We start from the raw sequence: 21,254 nt of genomic DNA on the forward strand, positions 1-21,254 counted from the left end.
ATCATTGCGATTAGTAATTATTGGGGGAGAAAGAGTATTACCCGAAAAAGTCGCAACTTGGTATCAATTAATCGGTAATTATCCGCAGTTAGTTAATAGTTATGGCCCAACTGAAACAACTGTAGTTGCTACTTTATCTAAATTATCAGAAAACACTCTTAATCGTCAGGAAATCCCGATCGGAAAACCAATTAGTAATGTTCAAGTATATGTGTTCGATCGCTACTTACAACCTGTTCCGATTGGAGTACCAGGAGAACTTTTTATTGGCGGTGCAGGTGTAGCCAGAGGTTACTTAAACGCAAGAGAATTAACCAAAGAAAAATTTATTCCTCACCCCTTCAGTAATAGGGAACAAGGGGGACAAGAGGACAAGGGGAAATTTATTAATTCAAAACTCTATAAAACTGGTGACTTAGCTCGTTACTTACCAGACGGCAACATTGAGTTTTTAGGTAGAATTGATAATCAGGTAAAGATTCGCGGTTTTCGGATTGAACTTAGCGAAATTGAAACAGTTTTAAATCAGCATTCTCAGGTTGATCAAGCTGTCGTTATTGCACGGGAAGAATTCCCAGGTAATAAGCGTCTTGTCGCCTACATTATTGGCAAGGAAAAACCAGTTAAAATAGAGGAAATCCGCCATTTTCTCAAACAGAAGTTACCCCTTTACATGGTTCCTTCTGCCTTCATTCAATTAGATAAATTACCGATAACGCCTAATGGAAAAGTAGATTATCGGGCTTTACCTTCTCCAGATATTTCAGACAGAATAGAGGTGGGATTTGTCGTTCCCCGCACTTCCACAGAAGAGAAATTAGCAGCAATTTGGGCTGAAGTTTTGCGAGTGGAAAAAGTTAGCATTCATGACAACTTCTTTGAATTAGGTGGCGATTCAATTATCAGTATCCAGATGATATCAAGATCGAATCAAGCGGGGTTAAAACTAACTCCAAAACAACTGTTTCAACATCAAACTATTGCTGAATTAGCCACCGTTGTCAGCACAATTTCGCAGATTAAAGCTAACCAAGATTTAGTTACAGGTTTAGTACCGTTAACACCGATTCAACATTGGTTTTTCCAGCAAAACTTACCCGATGCTCACTATTTTAATCAGTCAGCTTTGCTAGAGATTCCATCAGCAGTAAAACCGGAATTATTAAAGCAAGCGGTGCAGCAGTTGTTGGTGCATCATGATATTTTGCGATCGCACTTTGTCCAAGAAACCAATCCCCCACAACAAATTATTAACCTCCCCCAAGAAACAGTCCCTTTCACCATTATCGATTTATCAGAACTTCCCTTAGACGAACAACAAAAAGCTATTCAACTCAAAGACTCAGAACTTCAATCAAGCCTTAATCTCTCATCAGGAACTCTGGTGCGAGTAGCCTTATTTAAACTGGGAAGCAATCAACCAAATCAATTATTAATTGTTATCCATCATTTAGTAGTAGATGGCATTTCCTGGCGAATTTTACTCGAAGATTTAGCCACAGCTTATCAACAACTAATGAGTGGCGAAGCAATTCAATTACCTCCAAAAACCACATCATTTCTAGAATGGGCTAATAAATTAATTACCTACAGTCAATCAGAGAAATTAACCCAAGAACTTGATTACTGGTTATCTCAGTTTACCGGAAATATTACTCCTTTACCAGTAGACTTTCCCCTGGAAAAAGACAGTAATACTTTAGCATCAACTGATTCCATTACTATATTTTTAAATGAAGATGAAACCCGCGCCCTGATCCAAGATGTACCAGCTGCTTACAACACACAAATTAATGATATTTTGTCAACTGCATTAGTAAGTAGTTTTCACCAATGGACAGGGGCAAAATCCTTAATAGTCGATCTAGAGGGACATGGAAGGGAAGATTTATTTGAAGATGTAGATTTGTCCCGTGTTGTAGGCTGGTTTACTACCATATTTCCCCTGCAATTGAAAATGAATTATGTAAATAATTTAGGAGAAAATTTAAAGTTAATTAAAGAGCAGCTGCGTTGTCTTCCTAAACATGGTATTGGTTATGGTATCTTGCGATATTTACACTCCGATCCAATAGTCCAAGATAAATTGCAGAGTTTACCTAAAGCAGAGGTAAGTTTCAATTATTTAGGTCAATTCGATCGCGTCTTGTCTGCATCTGAAATTTTGGGAACCGCTAAAGAGTGGAAATCAGAACAGAGCAAGCAAGGAAATCGCACTCATCTAATCGCCATCAGTGGATTAATTCACTCAGGAAAGTTAGAAATGGATTTCGCTTATAGTAATAAAATTCACAAACGAGACACCATTGAAACCTTGGCATTGGGATTCATGGAAACCTTAAGAGCTTTGATTGTTCACTGTCAGTCAAAACAGTGTCCAACCTATACAGCTTCTGACTTTACTGCCGCCAAACTCAATCAACAACAGCTAGACAAATTTATGAGCAAAATCAACAAAAAAAGAGGTTTAAAATAAAAAATATCTGCAATTAAACAGGAAATAGAAAATTTACTGATAGTTGATTTAGCCCAATTATTAAATATTTAGATTACCTCAGTAAGAAAATAATAAGAGGTGAAAGCATGAATAAGATTGAAGATTTATATGAACTGTCACCAATGCAGCAGGGAATGCTGTTTCATAGTCTCTATTCTCCTGAATCAGAGATTTATTTTGGGCAGCTATTATGTGTTCTCAAAGGAGACTTAGATTTACCGATTTTTCAGCAAGCTTGGCAACAAGTTGTCTCTCGTCATCCAGTTTTAAGAACTTCCTTTCATTGGGAAGAAATCGAAAAACCATTACAAATGGTAAATAAATGGGTTGATTGCCATCTTTTTTGTCACGATTGGCGTGATTTAACCAAAGCTGAACAACAAGAAAGGTTAGAGAGTTTGCCCAAAAGCGATCGCCAAAAAACCTTTGATTTAAGTGAAGTTCCCCTAATGCGCTTCACTCTAATTCAGTTAGAGGAACAAACTTACCAATTTATTTGGAGTCATCATCATATTCTATTTGATGGCTGGTCAATGCAGATTATTCTTAAAGAAGTTTTTGGCTTATATGAAGCTAATTATCGCGGCGAATCTTTAGAACTGGCACCTTCTCGCCCCTATCGAGATTATATTATTTGGTTACAAGAACAAGATATTGAACAAGCCAAAAATTTCTGGCAAAAAACTTTACAGGGCTTTGAATTTCCTACAGCTTTGGGAGTAGATAGAAAAGCGATCGCAAACAAAGCAGCCGAACAACAAAACTATGAAGAACAACCTTTTAAATTATCCCCAAAAATCACCGAAAAACTGCAATCTTTAGCCAGACAGCATCATTTAACTTTGAATACTTTGGTGCAAGGAGCTTATTCCTTACTACTGAGTCGCTACAGTGGAGAAAATGATATAGTTTTTGGTGCAACTGTATCTGGTCGCCCAACTACTCTTGATAGAGTAGAATCAATGGTGGGACTATTTATTAACACTCTTCCCATCAGAGTTAAACTTTCTGGAAATGACGAACTATTACCCTGGCTTGAGGATTTACAAACCAAAAAAATTGAACAACAACAGTATGCTTATTACTCTTTAGCAGACATTCAAAGCCTGAGTAATATCCCTGGAAAAATGCCATTATTTGAGAGTATTTTGGTGTTTGCAAATTATCCGATCGATACTTCTAAATCAGAAAGTAAAAAAGCTTTAGAACTTAGCAATATTCGTTGTTTTGAACGGACAAATTATCCGCTAACGATCTTCATTAATCCAGAAACAGAATTAGCTGGCAGGATTATCTACGATACTAGCCGCTTTGCCGCAGATGCGATCGCACGCCTGATTGGACATTTCCAAACATTACTCACAGAAATTGCCACCAATCCTCAACAAAACCTTTCTCAATTCTCTTTGTTAACCAAAGCTGAACAAGAAGAATTAATTAAGTTAGAAAATTCTGCGACGATTAAATATGAGTATAAATGTGTTAATCAATTATTTGAAGAACAAGTAGAAAAAAGTCCAGATGCTATAGCTTTAGTTTATGAAGAACAACAGTTAACCTATAGAGAATTAAACAACCGCGCCAATCAATTAGCCCATTATTTACAAAAATTGGGAGTTAAACCAGAGGTAAGAGTTGGGATTTGTGTAGAGCGATCGCTATTAATGGTAATAGGAATATTAGGTATTCTCAAAGCAGGAGGAGCCTATATTCCCCTAGATCCAGCTTTTCCTTCAGAAAGACTACAATTCATGATGGAAGATGCCCAAATCACCATCCTGATAACACAAAGTCACTTACAAGAGAAACTTGCAATTAATGATAAAACTGTAGTTAAACTTGACTCCGATTGGGAAATAATTGCCCAACAAACACAAGATAATTTACGAAAAGAAGTTAATCCTGAAAACTTAGCTTATATTATTTACACCTCTGGCACAACCGGAAACCCAAAAGGATCGGAAGTTCCCCATCGTAGCTTCATGGGTTTTATGTTTGGGGTGGATTACATTCAACTTGATGCAGAACAAATTTGGCTGCAACACTCATCAATTTCTTGGGATGCACTCACCTTAGAACTTTGGACTCCCTTACTTTACGGTGGGCGTTGTGTACTTTACCCAGGAAAAATTCCCACACCCGAAGATTTAAGTAAAATTATTCTAGAGCAAAATGTTAATACCCTGTTTCTAACTACAGTCTTTTTCAATTACATTATTGATACAATACCAGAAGCATTATTAGGAATTAAACAACTCTTATTTGGAGGAGAATTTGTTTGTGTATCTCATGTTCGTCGTGCTTTAGAACTATTGCCGGAAACCCAACTTATTCATGCTTACGGCCCTTCAGAATGTACAGTTTTTACCTGTTGTTATCCAGTTCCTAAACAACTTCCTGAAAATCTCCATACAATTCCCATTGGCAAACCTATTGGCGACAGGACAGTATATCTTCTAGATCAATATTTACACAGAGTTCCCATTGGTGTTCCCGGAGAACTTTATGTCGGTGGTGCTAGTGTAGCTAGAGGTTACTTTAATCAACCGGAATTAACCAGGGAAAAATTTATTGCTAATCCTTTTGTTGAGGGTGATAAACTTTATAAAACAGGAGATTTAATTCGCCGTCTTCCTGATGGTAATTTAGAATTTTTAGGGCGAATTGATACTCAGGTAAAAATTCGGGGTTGCCGCATAGAAATAGAAGAAATCGAGGGAGTTTTAAATCAGCACAATAACATCAAACAAGTTGTCGTTATGGCGAGAGAAGATGAACCGGGAAACAAGTATTTGGCAGCCTATCTCGTTGCCAAAGATAAAGAGCCAACTGTTAGCAGCCTGCGAAACTTCCTCAAGACAAAGTTGCCTGATTACATGATTCCTGCAACTTTCGTATTTTTGTCAGCATTGCCTCTAACTTCTAATAATAAAATTAATCGTCGTGCTTTACCTGCTCCCGATATTTACCAAAGAAATTTAGAGGTTAATTTTGTTGAGCCTCGTAACTCTACTGAAAGTGAATTAGCCCAAATTTGGACTGAAGTATTGCGATTAGAAAAGGTGGGAATTTACGATAACTTTTTCGAGTTAGGAGGACATTCTTTACTAGCTACGCAAGTGATTTCTCGATTAAGAGAAGCATTTTCTATAGATTTGACTTTGCGTTATTTGTTTGAAAATCCCACGATTGCAGAATTATCACAAAAAGTAATCGATCGACAAGTTGAACAGGTAGGAGATGATGAACTAAATCGGATTTTAGGGGAGGTTAATGAGTTATCAGATCGGGAAGTAAAACAACAATTAAGTTCTGGATAAACCAAAAAAGCCCGGAGTACAACTAGCAAAAGTACAACAACAAGGAAAAATCAAATGGATAACGAACAATTAGTGCTGACGTTGGATGGTATAGATGATGACCTGGAATTTTCTCAAGATTTCCCCTTAATTCAAACCGCAATCACGAACGATCCGGGATTGTCTGCTTACTTGCCATTAAATGGCAATGTTAATGATAAAAGTAGTTACAATGATAACGCCATAATTTACGGAGCAACTAGGAGTGAAGAAGCAATGCCTATCAGAAAGAAAAAAACCGAAAACCAACAAGAAAATCAACCAGTAACCGAAGATGAAAATTTAACTGAAGTTACTCAAGAAGATGCAACCGAATCATCCTCTATCGAAGGAACTGAACAACCAATGACGGCAATAGAAACATCATCTACTGGCGATGAACAAACAATTACCATCGAAACATCTTCTACAGATGAAGGAATTGAACAACAAATTACGACAATAGAAACATCTTCTCCAGAAGGAATTGAACAAATAATTACGGCGATAACTTCATCTTCTACAACGGAAGGAATTGAACAAATAATTACGGCGATACAATTATCTTCTCTTGCGGGAGGAATTGATATGGCGGGAGGAATTGAACAAATAATTTCTGCAATAGCTTCATCCTCTACTACTGAAGGAATTGAACAAATAATTTCTGCAATGGCTTCATCCTCTACTATTGGAGGAATTGAACAAATCACAACGACAATTGAAACATCCGCTACAGGAGAAGTGGAACAAATAATTACAGCGATCGAATCATCTTCTCCAGAAGGAATTGAACAAATAATTACAGCGATCGAATCATCCGCTACAGGAGAAACTGAACAAATAATTATTGCTACTGGAGAAACTGAACCAATAATTATTGCTCCAGAATCAGCCGCTACAGGAGAAACTGAACAACCAACTATTGCAGTTAATGAGAATGAAGAAACTCCCCAGTCGCCAGTTGTTGTGGGCAAGAAAAAACGCTTAGTAGTTTGTTGTGATGGAACTTGGCATGAACTAACGAGTGCTTATCCTACAAATGTACTAAAATTAGCCCGGTTGGTTAAATATACAGCTGACGATCAAACGCCACAATTAGTATTCTATTCATCGGGATCTAGTAGAGAGGATGTTAATATACCTGAGTTGATCGATCGCCTTGGTGATAGCGCTTTTAGATGGGGAATCGATCGGCTTATTCAAGATGCCTACCGATTTCTATGTATGAACTACGATCCAGACTCTCAGGATGAAATTTACCTATTTGGTTTTAGTCGCGGTGCCTATATTGTTCGTTGTTTAGCGGGGATGATTTACAAATGTGGTTTATTAAGACGTTCCAAGATTCAAGAAATTAGAAAAGCTTATGAGCTTTATCGAGATAGTGAAATCACTCATGATTCTCTAGAAGCTCAAAAATTCCGTCAAGAAAACTCTAAAAAAGTTGCTCAGGGAGCAACTAATTTAGAGAATAACATCCCCATCAAAATGTTAGGCTGCTGGGAAACAGTGGGAACATTAGGCATTCCTGATGTACTACCTTTGCCAGCCATTGAAAAAATCTGGAATATCAATTATCAATTTTATGATGCTACCCTAAGCCCAATTGTGGAAAATGGTTTTCATGCCGTAGCTATTGATGAAAAACGCCAAGTTTTTCCTTCCACTCCTCTAAATAAAAATGAAAAAAATCCTAATCAAGTAGTAGAGGAAGTGTGGTTTGTTGGTGAACATAGTTGTGTTGGTGGAGGGAATAAAGATTATCGAGGATTATCAGATTATGCACTGCAATGGATGCTCCAGAAGGCACAAAATTTAGGGTTAGAATTTTATTCAACTGCAAATGACAGCGAAGATTTTCAGATTAAACCAGATCCAACAACGTATTTTGATAATACTGTTGAGGGAGTTTATATGTTAAGAGGAGAGGGATGGCGATCGATACATTCATCGCGGATTTCAGTTCATAGTAGTGTTGTAAAACGACTGAAAGCTTGCCCAGATTATCGCCCGGAAAATCTCAAATCAGTTATTCCAGTTTTACTTGCTTCTGAGTGATTAGTAAGCCAACCTTTACAAATATCTTTTTTGAGCTAATTAAAGATATTTGTAAAGGTTGATCTTCACAATAATCCGAATGATGATTAAATCATTAAAATTGGCATTTCTCTGAATGATGTTATGAGCGATCTATTAAAACGTCTGGAAAATCTTTCTCCTGAAAAACGCGAATTAGTTCTGCAAAAGCTCAGAGAGCAACAAGAATTATCCCGGAAAAATAATCATCAACAAAATTCATCCCTAAGACAGATTTCTCGAAAACAACCGCCTCCCCTTTCTTTTGCTCAACAAAGATTATGGTTTATTGATAAATTAGAAGCAGAGAATTGCCCCTATAATGTTCCTATTTTTTGGCAACTTACGGGCGATCTTAAGATACCTGTTTTAGAAAAATCTATTAGAGAAATTGTCCAAAGGCATGAAGTTTTACGCACTACATTTTCAGTTGTTGAGGGAGCGCCAATCCAGGTAATTCATCCGACTGTAAAATTGTCAATGGAGGTGATAGACTGGCGAGAATTAACAGCAACAGAGCAATTAAAGAAAGCACAAGATTTAGCAATAGAAGAATTCCGGCAACCTTTTGATTTAGCAAATCCACCTTTGTTGCGGGTAAAATTGTTGCAACTGAGAGCAAATTCTCATTTGTTATTAATTGTCATTCATCATATAATTTGTGATGGCTGGTCAGTGGAAATATTCCGCCGAGAATTGTTTAGTCTTTATGCTGCTTTTAGCGCTGGAAAACCCTCTCCATTACCCCCATTATCGCTGCAATATGCAGATTTTGCTCATTGGCAAAGAGAATGGTTACAGGGAGAAATACTGCAAACTCAACTCAATTATTGGCAACAACAATTAGCTGATGTTCCGCCTTTGTTAGAATTGCCCACAGATCGATCGCGCCCCTCAATCCAATCTTTTCGAGGACGTAGCGAATTTTTAACTATTAATCGCCATTTAACCCAAAAGTTAAAGCGTTTGAGTCAAGAGTCAGGAACAACCCTGTTTATGACTTTGTTGGCAGCATTTACAATTTTACTTTCGCGTTATAGCAGACAAGAAGATATTGTTGTAGGATCTGCGATCGCCAATCGCAACCGTAAAGAAATTGAAGGGTTAATTGGCTTTTTTGTCAATACTTTAGCCTTGCGAATTAACTTGCAGGGAAATCCCACTTTCTTAGAATTACTGAATAGAGTAAAACAAGTAACTTTGGATGCTTACGATCATCAAGATTTGCCCTTTGAAAAATTAGTGGATGAACTGGGATTAGAGCGATCGCTCTCTCATCATCCCTTATTTCAAGTAGCATTTGGCTGGCAAAATGAAACTAAGGAAGAACTGCAAACCAATGGATTAACCGTTACTCCTTTTAATTGGGAAAATACAACTACTCTGTTTGATTTATCGCTAATTTTTCGAGAAACTTCCCAAGAATTAATCGGGGAATGGGAATATGCTACCGATTTGTTCGATCGGAGTACCATTCACCGAATGACCCAACATTTTGCTGTGTTGCTCGAAGCAATTGTCGATCGCCCTCAACAACCAATTAATAGCTTACCATTACTCACAAAAAATGAAATTCAGCAATTACAAGATTGGAATCAAACAGATAATAATTATTGCTTGAATCAAACTTTTGTTAACCTATTTGAAAAACAAGTTGCTAAAAACCCCGATCGCATCGCTTTAGTATTTGAATCCCAAAGCTTAACTTATCAACAACTCAATCAAAAAGCTAACCAACTTGCTCATTATTTAATTCATAATCATCACATTAAATCAGATGCTTTAATTGCCATTTGTGTAGAACGTTCTTTCGAGATGGTAATTGGTATATTGGCTATCTTAAAAGCAGGTTGTGCTTATGTACCAATTGACCCCAACTATCCCCAAGAGCGGATTCAATTCATGCTCGAAGATTCGGGAACATCAGTATTGCTAACCCAAAGTTATATTCAAGAGAAATTACCATTAAAAACCCCTTGTCAAGCTATTTGTTTAGAGTCAGAAACCTTTAATTGTGAATCAACAGAAAATCCTCCACCTCAAACTAAACCGGAAAATTTAGCATATCTAATTTATACATCTGGTTCCACAGGACAACCCAAAGGTGTGATGATTGAACATCGCGCCTTAGTGAATTTAACCTTAACTTGGGGGGAAACTTTTCAAATTCAACCAGAAACTCGTTGGCTGCAATTTGGTTCTTTTAGTTTCGATTTATCTATTGGTGAAATTGCTACAGCTTTGGGAGCAGGCGCGAGTTTGTACTTAGCTAAACAAGAGGCTTTGTTACCTAGTCAAAGTTTGGTTGATTTGTTGCGCGATCGCAAAATTTCTCATTTAGCCCTACCTCCTTCCGCCTTATCTTTATTACCTCAAACTCCATTACCAGACTTGCAATATATAATTGTTGGTGGCGAAGTTTGTCCAGCAGAAATAGTAACAAAATGGGCAAAAGAACGACATTTTTTCAATTGCTATGGGCCAACAGAATCAACGGTTACAGTGAGTATAGCCGAATGCGAACCGAATGGGAAAAAACCCGACATTGGTAAACCAATAGCTAATAACCGAATCTACATTTTAGATGCCCAAAATAAACCTTTACCTCCGGGAATTCCAGGGGAATTATGTATTGCAGGAGTAGGTTTAGCCAGGGGTTATTTGCATCGTCCTGACTTAACCAATCAAAAATTTATTGAAGTTGAATTGTTTGGTAAAACACAGCGAATTTACAAAACTGGCGACTTAGCTAGATGGAATTACGAGGGAAAGCTCGAATATTTAGGACGCATTGACGAGCAAATTAAACTCAGAGGTTTTCGAGTTGAACTTGGCGAAATTGAATCGCTATTATTGCAACACCAATCGGTTAAAGAAGCTGTTGTTATCCTCAATGAAACTGATAGTAATACTCGGTTAGTGGCATATATTACAGCAGCGGAGAAATCCAGCAATTTAGGTAATCAACTAAAGGAATACTTGAAAACGCTGCTGCCAAATTATATGGTTCCAGCGCAGATTATGGTATTGGATAAGTTACCAATTACTCCTAATGGTAAGCTCGATCGCAAATCCCTCCCAACACCAAATACATACACCACAACTAATTTAGAACTGCCAGTAACTCCCACAGAAGAACTACTGGCTACTTTATGGCAAGCTCTTTTAAAAGTAGGGGCGGGTTTAGCAGACACTTCTGTAATCGCCACAAAAGAATTAAAACAAAACCCGCCCGTACATTATGTTAGTCGGCGAGACAACTTCTTTGAACTTGGGGGACATTCTCTATTAGCCACCCAATTAATTGCCCGGATTCGTGATAGTTTTGGAGTAGAAATATCTGTCCGCAAGGTATTTGAACATAGCATTTTATTTGAGTTAGCAAGAGAAATTGATAAAGCTGCTTCCAGTGTCGCTTTACCAAGTATTACACCCCAACCAGAAAACGCGCCTAAAACCCTTTCTTTTGCTCAATTAAGACTTTGGTTTTTAGCACAATTGGAAGGTGCAGGAACTTGGGCTAACTACAATATGTCATCAGCTTGGCAACTAAATGGCAAGTTAAATATTGAAGCTTTGCGTGCCAGTTTTGCTTATTTGATTAAACGCCATGAAATTCTCCGCACTTGTTTTCCAGCAGTTGCAGGAGAGGCGCAAGTAGTTATTAAAAATCCAGAAGATGTAGAAGTTTTAGCGATCGCCAATCTACAACAACTCCCTCCCCAAATTCAAGCCGAAACCGTCCAAAACCTAGCAAATACTCATGCAGCAGAACCCTTTGATTTAAACAAAGGCCCATTATTTAAAGCCAAATTACTGCAACTAAGCCAACATAAAAATGTACTCCTGATCAATATGCACCATATTATTAGTGATGGTTGGTCAATGGGAGTATTTAAACGGGAATGGGAACAAGCTTATTCTGCTTTTGCATCGGGGAAAGTTCCGCATCTCTCACCATTGCCAATTCAATATACAGATTATGCAGCTTGGCAGCGCAGTTGGCTACAAGGAGAAATTTTAGAAACTCAAGAAAACTATTGGCAACAACAGCTAAAAGATGCGCCTCAATTACTCGATTTACCTACAGATTATCCACGTCCAGCGCAACAAAGTTACCAAGGTGGACGCGAGGAACATAGTTTGAGTAGCGAGTTGACTGAAAAACTCAAACTTGTGAGTCAAAAACAGGGAGTTAGTTTGTTTATGACTTTGTTGGCGGCTTTTAACATTTTATTATCGCGTTATAGCCGTCAAGAAGATTTATGTGTTGGTTCTGCGATCGCCAACCGCACCCATAGCTATACTGAAGGGTTAATCGGCTTTTTTGTGAATACATTAGTCCTGCGAAGCCAAATTAAACCAGAGCAAAGCTTTATTGAATTACTGCAACAAACCCGCCAAACTTGTTTAGAAGCATACTCCCATCAAGATATTCCCTTTGAACACCTGGTAGAACAATTGCACCCAGAACGCAGTCTCAGCTATAACCCTTTGTTCCAGGTGATGATTGTATTGCAAAATACGGAAAGTGCGGGGACAAATGTGGATTTACCCGAACTTGATGTTAAATACTTAGATCAAATTTATCCATTTGCTAAATTTGACTTAACCTTGGATCTGTGCGAAATAGATGAGCGACTACATTGTATGTGGGAATATGCTACAGACTTATTTGCGCCAGAAACAATTCAACGCATGGCGGGACACTTTGAAATCTTGCTAGAAGCAATTACCCAAAATCCCCAAAAACCAATCAGCACGCTACCTTTAATTACAACCGCAGAAATCCAACAACTGCAACTTTGGAATCAAACCGACATTAATTATCCTCAAGACCAAACATTAGTAACTTTGTTTGAACAACAGGTAGCGAAAACCCCTGATAAAATAGCCGTAGTATTTGAAAACCAGAGTTTAAGCTATCAAGAATTAAACCAAAAAGCTAATCAGTTAGCCTATCATTTGTTGTCACTAAAAAAAGAGCAAAAATTGCCTGATAATCCATTGATAGCGATTTGTGTTGAGCGATCGCTCTCCATGCTCATCGGCATATTTGCAATTCTCAAAGCTGGTGGGGCTTATGTAGCGATCGATCCCAATTATCCCCAAGAACGCATTCAATTAATGCTCGAAGATAGTAATGCTTCTCTATTACTAACAACCAGCAATATTAAAAAACAACTGCCCTTAGAAAAACTGACAAACCACTATCAAATGATCTTTTTGGAACAAGAAACATGGACAAATCAGCCAACAAAAAACCCAATTCCCCAAAGTAAACCTAATGATTTAGCTTATATAATTTACACTTCTGGTTCCACAGGACGACCTAAAGGCGTTGCCATTGCTCATTATAGTCCAGTAGTTTTGCTCAAATGGGCACACACAATTTTCAGCGCCGAACAACTTACAGGTGTTTTAGCATCAACCTCAATTTGTTTCGACCTTTCAATCTTTGAAATTTTCGTTCCCCTGACTCAAGGCGGTAGCGTAATAGTAGTAGAAAATGCACTTTACATTGAGCAAGCCCAAAAAAGTATTGTGCCAATTACCTTGATTAATACAGTTCCCAGTGCAGCAGCGGAATTGTTGAATATGAACGCAATTCCCGCCAGTGTAAAAGCGATCAATTTAGCAGGAGAACCATTAAAAAATAGTTTGGTACAAGCTTTATATCAAGCGACATCAGTAACAGAAATTTATAACCTTTATGGCCCTTCTGAAGACACAACTTACTCGACTTTTACGAAAGTTGTTAAAAATGCCCAACATGAACCAACGATCGGAAAAGCGATCGCCAACACCCGCATTTACATTCTCGATAAACACAATCAACCCCTTCCCCCTAGCATACCTGGAGAATTAGCGATCGCAGGTGCAGGATTAGCCCAAGGTTATTTAAATCGCCCCGAACTTACTGCCGAAAAATTCATTAACCTCAACTTATTTAACCAAACTGAACGAATCTATAAAACAGGAGATTTAGCCCGTTGGCTACCTGATGGCAATTTACAATATTTAGGTCGCATCGATCGTCAAATCAAACTGCGTGGTTTTCGCATTGAATTAGGGGAAATTGAAACATCATTAATCAAACATCCCACAATTAAAGAAGCAGTCGTTATTGTCAGAGAAGACAGCGAGTTTGATCGACGTTTAGTAGCATATATTGTTCCCAAATCAACAGAAAATGACGACCGGCAAAATAAACAAGTAGAACTTTGGCAACAAGTATTTACCGATGCTTATCTTAACTCCAATTCCCCAGAAGATCCCACTCTTAATTTAGCGGGTTGGAACGATCGCTACACCGGAGAACCTTATCCCAAAGCAGCAATGCAAGAATGGCGAGATACAATAGTTGAGCAAATTCTAGAACTTAAACCCAATCGAGTTTGGGAAATAGGTTGTGGAACGGGAATGTTATTATTTAAAATTGCGCCCCATTGTCAACATTATTTCGGTACAGATTTTTCGCCGGAAGCATTGCAGTATATTGAACAACATCTCAAACAGCAATCTCTTCAGGAAAAAGTTACCTTAAAAACCAGCGCCGCTAACCAGTTTGACGGCATAGAAAAAAATGCTTATGACTTGGTAATTGTAAATTCCGTTATCCAATATTTCCCCACATTAGATTACTTTTTATCTGTGTTGGAAGGGGCAATAAAAGCTGTAAACAATCAAGGATCAATCTTTATTGGAGATATACGAAACCTTCATTTATTATCAGCTTTCCACACAGCAGTAGAGTTCGATCGCGCCGAAGATGACTTATCAATTAAAGAGTTACACCAACGGATTCAGAAAAGCCTAAACAACGAAGGCGAATTACTAATCGATCCCGATTTCTTTATCGCCCTAAAACAAAAATTTCCTCGCATTAGTCAAGTCCAAATTCAATTAAAACGTGGTTATGCTCACACAGAAATGAGCCGTTTCCGCTATGATGTTGTTTTACACTTAGATCGGATAAATAATTCCATTGCGACACCAGAATGGTTAGATTGGGAAACTGAAGAATTGAACCCGGAAAAAATCGAGCAAATCCTCACAACACAACAACCAGATTTGCTAGGCATTAAAAATATTCCCAATGCTCGGTTAACCAAAGAAATGTTACTTTTAGAACAAATTGCCCAATTAGATGGCAATGTTTCCGACTTAAAAACCGCAGTTTCCCAAGCCAAATTAGGCATAGAACCTGAAGCATTCCGAAGTCTAATAAGAGATTTATCTTATACACTTTTTGTCCAATACAACTCCACAGATTTTGCTAGCTACGATGTAGTTTTTCAAAGGAACAAACCGGAAAAAACTACCATACCAAGATTCACTCAAAAGCATAATTTCCGGTTGAAACCTTGGCAACATTACGCCAATCAACCTTTACAATATCGCACCACTGAAATTGAGCCAGGATTATTAGATGAATGGCGAGATTTTCTAGGCAAAACTCTCCCCGAATATATGATTCCTAGCCATTTCATTGGTTTAGAAAAACTGCCACTCACCCCAAATGGAAAAGTCGATCGCAAAGCATTACCAAAACCAGGCACAACATTTACAGCAACAAACATTGAACTACCAGTTACATCAACCGAAAAATTGCTTGCCCAAATTTGGGCAAAGCTACTAAAATATGAAATAATTGCCCGTCAAGATAACTTCTTCAAACTAGGAGGACATTCTTTATTAGGCACTCAATTATGTTCCCGCATCCGCGATCAATTCAAAGTAGAAATCCCCTTGCGAAAACTGTTTGAATCACCAACACTAAATGAATTAGCAAATTATATTGATACCTGCTTATGGATTAATTCCTCCTCCACAGATATGGAACCTTTAAACTCAGATGAAGAGGAAATTGAACTATGACACAAAAAGAGCCAGTAGTTTCTTTAATGCTGCGTTTGCAGAACTTGGGCTGCAAAATTTGGGCTGAAGATGATAAGCTACGAATTCGTACTAGTAAAAACGCCCTCACCTCTGAGCTTAAGCAGGAAATTCAAAACAACAAAGCAGATATATTAGCATTCTTAAATACTGCCAAAGCCAAAAGTATGATGGCAGAAGAAATTCCTAAATTACCAGATGACGCACCAAAACTTCTTTCATTTGCTCAACAACGTCTCTGGCTGTTAGCACAACTTCAAGGGCGATCGGCTAGTTACAATATGCCGATCGCTCTACAATTAAAAGGCAACCTCAATATTAATGCCCTACGTTCTAGTTTCGCTTATCTCCTTAACCGTCATACCAGTCTAAGGATGTACTTTCCCACAATAGCGGGACAACCTCAAATTGTAATCCAAAACTTAGACGAAATCGAAATTCTAAAAATAATAGACTGGCAAAACCTGGATGAACATCCCCAGTCCCCAAACGTCGAGCATTTAATTAATAACTATGTTCAAGAACCATTTAGCTTAAATACAGACCCTTTATTTAAAGCCATATTGTTACAACTAAAAGAACAGAAATATGTGTTGCTAATTAATATGCACCATATTATCACTGATGGTTGGTCAATCGGGGTATTTATTAAAGAATTACGCCAAGTTTATACCGCCTTTGCCCAAAATCAAACCCCAAATCTTCCCCCCCTACCGATTCAATATAGCGACTACGCAACCTGGCAAAGAAACTGGTTACAAGGAGAAGTATTAGAAACCCAAATTAACTACTGGAAACAGCAACTTAATCATGCTCCACCTTTACTGGAATTACCTACTGATTATCCCCGTCCAGCATTACAAAATTACCAAGGAAAACGCTATTCATACTCTCTAACTCCTGAATTAACCGCTGCCATTAAAACCTTGAGTCAACAACAAGGAGTTAGCTTGTTTATGATTTTATTGGCGGCTTTTAGTATTTTACTTTCTCGTTATAGTCGCCAAAACGATCTTTGTATTGGTTCTCCTATTGCTAACCGCACCCATAGCCAAACAGAATCATTAATCGGCTTTTTTGTCAATACATTAGTGTTGCGAAATCAAATAAACCCTGAGCAAACTTTTATCGAATTCCTCCAACAAACTCGCCAAAATTGTTTAGATGCTTATGCTCATCAAGACATTCCCTTTGAGTTTCTGGTAGAAAAGTTACAACCAGAACGGAGTATGAGTCATAATCCATTATTTCAGGTGATGTTTATCCTAGAAAATAATGAAAATACCGACCTAAATTTGCCAGATTTAGAAATTGAATGGTTCGATTTAACCTGTCCATTTGCTAAGTTTGATTTAGCATTGATGGCGATCGAATCCGATCATCAATTAAATTGTGTTTGGGAATATGCTACCGACCTTTTTGAGAGTAGCACAATCCAAAGAATGACCCAACATTTTACAGTTCTGCTTCAGGGAATTGTCGATCGCCCCAACCAACCAATAAAAACACTACCTTTAATCACACCATCCGAACTTCTCCAACTACAAAGCTGGAATCAAACTCAAACCGACTATCCCCTCAATCAAACATTTGTAGACCTATTTGAACAACAAGTTACTAAAAACCCTCATCAAATCGCTTTAGTATTTGAATCCCAAAACCTAACTTATCAACAACTCAATCAAAAAGCCAACCAAGTAGCTCATTACCTAATTCAAAATCACCAAATTCAACCCGACACTTTTATTGGTATCTGCGTTGAACGTTCTTTCGAGATGATTATTGGTATATTGGCTATTCTAAAAGCAGGTGGTGCTTATTTGCCGATCGACCCCTATTACCCGCCAGAACGCATTCAATTTATGCTCGAAGATTCGGGTGCATCAATATTACTAACTCAAAGCTTTATCCAAGATAAATTACCCTTAAAAAGCTCCTGTAAACTTATTTGCTTAGACTCAGAAAAATTTGATGGCGAATCAACAGAAAATCTTCCACTTCAAACTAAACCAGAAAACTTAGTATGTCTAATTTATACTTCTGGTTCCACCGGAAAACCCAAAGGAGTAATGATTGAGCATCGAGGATTGACTAATTTTGTTTTAGCATGGCTACAAACTTTTCAAGTTAAACCCCACAACCGTTACCTGCAACTAGCTTCTTTTAGTTTTGACATGGCTATGGCTGAAATTGCCCCTACTTTGGTAGTGGGAGCTTGTTTGTATCTGAGCAAAAAATCAACTTTATTAAACACTCAAAGCTTAGTAAACTTATTAGCAACAGCCAAAATTTCTCATATAGTTATCCCCCCTTCAATGTTATCTGTATTACCCCCAGATGCTTTACCCAATTTGCAAACTATCGTAGTCGGCGGAGAAGCTTGTTCAGCTGAATTAGTCACAAAATGGGCACCTGGGCGACAGTTTTGGAATGGTTATGGGCCAACGGAAACTACGATTTGTTTGGTAGCTGCTTCTTGTCAACCTAATGGCAAAAAACCGCCAATTGGTAAACCTTTTCCCAATGCCCGCATTTATATTTTAGATGCCCAAAATCAACCATTACCTCCAGGAATTCCAGGAGAATTGTGTATTGCCGGAGTAGGTTTAGCTAGAGGTTATTTGCATCGTCCCGACTTAACCAAAGAAAAATTTATTGAAGTTTATTTGTTTGGTAAAACTGAGCGAATTTACAAAACTGGCGACTTAGCCAGATGGAATTATGAGGGAAATCTGGAATATTTAGGACGCATTGACGACCAAATTAAACTTAGAGGTTTTCGGATTGAAATCGGGGAAATAGAAGCAACTTTGTTACAACATTCCTCAGTTAAAGAAGCAGTTGTAACTGTATATAAAACTGAAAAAAACCAGAGTTTAATTGCATATATAACCGTAATTAACAATGATTCAACAACTGGATTAAAAAATTACCTCAAATCCCGTCTACCCGATTACATGATACCTGCTCAAATCATTGTGCTTGATGAATTGCCTTTAACTCCTAATGGCAAAGTCGATCGCCAAGCCTTACCAATTCCCAATATTTCTGTTGCAGGCGGATATATAGCCCCACGCAATGATATTGAAAAACAATTAGCACAGATTTGGTCTACTGTACTCGATCGCCAAGAAATTGGCATTCATGACAACTTTTTCGACTTAGGCGGTCACTCTTTATTAGCCATGAAATTGCTCAACAATATTCAACAAATTTTTGAGCAACAACTTTCTTTGAACACTTTATTTCAAAATCCGACAATTGCTCAACTAGCACCAGAACTTGGTAATACTGAAGTGCCGCAAGCACACCCCGATTTACTATTACTTCAACCTTTAGGAACAGCCACCCCTCTATTTTGTCTTCCCGGTGCCAACGGACATAGTTTCTATTTTCGAGATTTAGCAATCAAATTAGGAACTGAACGCCCCGTTTACGGACTCGAAACACCAGGAAGAGATGGACTTAGCCCACTTCCGAAATCAGTAGAAGATCATGCAACTCAACTAATTGATTTATTACGTCAACAGCAACCCAAAAGCCCATATATCCTAGCCGGATATTCTTCAGGTTGTGCTGTGGCTTTTGAAATGGCTTCCCAACTAGAAAAACAAGGCGAAAAGCTAGATTTACTAGCTATCTTTGACGCTGGATTAGTTGCGTACCCTGACTATTTCATTGCTAGAAAAGAAATTGATTGGATTTGGCAATTAATTCAAAGAATTGAAGCCTTAAAGCAAGTTGATTTAGGACTGAAATACGCCGATTTACTTGCTCAAACCGACGACCAAGCTTGTTGGAATCTGGCAGCAGAGTATTTATATCGGCATAATATTCTCCCGGAACATTCCAGCCTGGATTTACTCAAAACCAATATGAAAGTGATGAAACAGCTAACACTCAATTACGCAAATTATCGTCCTAATCATTCAATTTCTGCCCCCATTGTTTTATTTCGGGTTCAAGAAGTTCATGAAATTGTTTTACAAGAGTTGCAAGCTATTTCCCATTACAATTTACCGGATTGGGGATGGCAAGCATACACTCAAAACCCTGTCAAGGTGATAAATGTACCGGGAAATCATGGGAGAATGTTTTATGAACCAAACGTAAAAATATTAGCGACTAAATTACATCGCCTGATGTCTTAACCTATAAAAAGGTTTGTAGTCAGGACTTTAGTCCTTTAAAAAGGCTTTTTTAATGACAAATTACCAACAGCAATAAACTAGTTTGACCAGAGGAATTATGGAAACTGTTTCGCTCAAAATTTATGATGAAACCCTGCGGGATGGAGAACAACAAGCTGGAATTTTCTTCTCTTATCCAACCAAACATAAACTTGCCCATCTGATTCGTCAAACAGGAGTTCATGGACTAGCCATTATGCCTGCTGTTTGTCAACAAGAAGAAGAGTTAGTTAAATCATTAGTCATAGATGGATGGTCCGCTCTGATCACTGCTTCTACAATGATGGGAAAGGAGTATATTGATAAAGCCAAAAACTACGGTGTTAAACGGATTATTTTGTTTCTGGGGCTTTCCGATCGACTACTGTTTCTGCGAGACCCCCAAGTTCGCCTCATGAGCGAATTTAAAGGCAAAACCATTGATGATAATATCCCAACAAAAATAATTAATAAAATCCGCCAAAATGCTATTAATTTAACTGTGGAAAACTTGCACTATGCTTCCAGAATTGCTGGACTCAGAGTAGACTTTGCTGTTGAGGATGCTTCTAGAGCCGATTTTGACTATTTAGTGCAATGTATTCGCTCTTTTAGTCCCTATACCGAAAACTTTTTGCTTTGTGATACAGTTGGTATTTTGAATCCAGAAAAAAGCTATATCTGGATTAACGATCTGCTTCAATCTGCTCCCGGCGTTGCATTGGGGGTACATTATCACAATGATATGGGCATGGCTTTGGAAAATACTCTCCAGTCTCTCATGGCAGGAGCCACTTTAGTCTCAGGGACATTTTGCGGTTTAGGAGAGCGAGCGGGAAATGTTGCCTTAGAGCAGGTGTTAAATGGGTTGCGAATTCGCTTTGGTATGGAAGTTGAGGGAATTAACTATGATGCTATTGCCACTGTGACTGATTATATTGAAAAATTGGGGGTTCGTCCTGCTCCTCCTTATTCTCAGAGTACTCAACGCCATGAATCAGGTATCCATGTAAATTCTTTATTTTCCGATCCTAAGAGTTATGCGGTATTCCCGTATAATACGATCGAAGTTGTCTTTGGCAAATGGAGTGGAGTTAGTAATTTCCAATATCTATTTGAAAAGCAACTACAAAATCCCCAACCGAGAGACAAATACGAAAAAATGCGCTCAAAAATTAAATCTCTTGCTACCGAACAAGAACGGTATTTTACAGCTTATGAGGTTGTAGAGTTATGGAAAAATGGTATATTTGATTAATCAATCTTAAGGATTCA

At 38.0% G+C, this 21,254-nt stretch carries 6 protein-coding genes; all 6 read left to right on the forward strand.

Going from position 1 to position 21,254, the window contains the following annotated elements; translation table 11 throughout:
- Positions 1 to 2,476: condensation domain-containing protein (locus ACE1CC_RS24585; protein WP_413273070.1), on the forward strand; the 2,476-nt coding region annotated here is incomplete at its 5' end.
- 107 nt (positions 2,477 to 2,583) lie between these two features.
- Positions 2,584 to 5,817: a non-ribosomal peptide synthetase gene (locus tag ACE1CC_RS24590; protein ID WP_413273071.1), complete on the forward strand. Its 3,234-nt coding sequence runs from the start codon at positions 2,584 to 2,586 to the stop codon at positions 5,815 to 5,817.
- Positions 5,818 to 5,871: 54 nt separating this feature from the next.
- Entirely contained in the window at positions 5,872 to 7,893 is a 2,022-nt protein-coding gene (locus tag ACE1CC_RS24595) for a DUF2235 domain-containing protein (RefSeq protein WP_413273072.1), read from the forward strand.
- Between the two features lie 123 nt (positions 7,894 to 8,016).
- Positions 8,017 to 15,792 carry an amino acid adenylation domain-containing protein gene (locus tag ACE1CC_RS24600; RefSeq protein WP_413273073.1) on the forward strand — a complete coding sequence of 2,592 codons (7,776 nt, stop codon included), beginning with the start codon at positions 8,017 to 8,019 and terminating at the stop codon, positions 15,790 to 15,792.
- Positions 15,789 to 19,961 carry a non-ribosomal peptide synthetase gene (locus ACE1CC_RS24605; protein WP_413273074.1) on the forward strand — a complete coding sequence of 1,391 codons (4,173 nt, stop codon included), beginning with the start codon at positions 15,789 to 15,791 and terminating at the stop codon, positions 19,959 to 19,961. The genes ACE1CC_RS24600 and ACE1CC_RS24605 overlap by 4 nt, the downstream gene beginning before the upstream one ends.
- A gap of 97 nt (positions 19,962 to 20,058) precedes the next feature.
- Positions 20,059 to 21,237 carry a 2-isopropylmalate synthase gene (locus tag ACE1CC_RS24610; protein WP_413273075.1) on the forward strand — a complete coding sequence of 393 codons (1,179 nt, stop codon included), beginning with the start codon at positions 20,059 to 20,061 and terminating at the stop codon, positions 21,235 to 21,237.
- Positions 21,238 to 21,254: the final 17 nt, after the last annotated feature.

This window comes from Floridaenema aerugineum BLCC-F46 (assembly GCF_041929345.1).
Taxonomy (GTDB): Bacteria; Cyanobacteriota; Cyanobacteriia; order Cyanobacteriales; family Aerosakkonemataceae; genus Floridanema; species Floridanema aerugineum.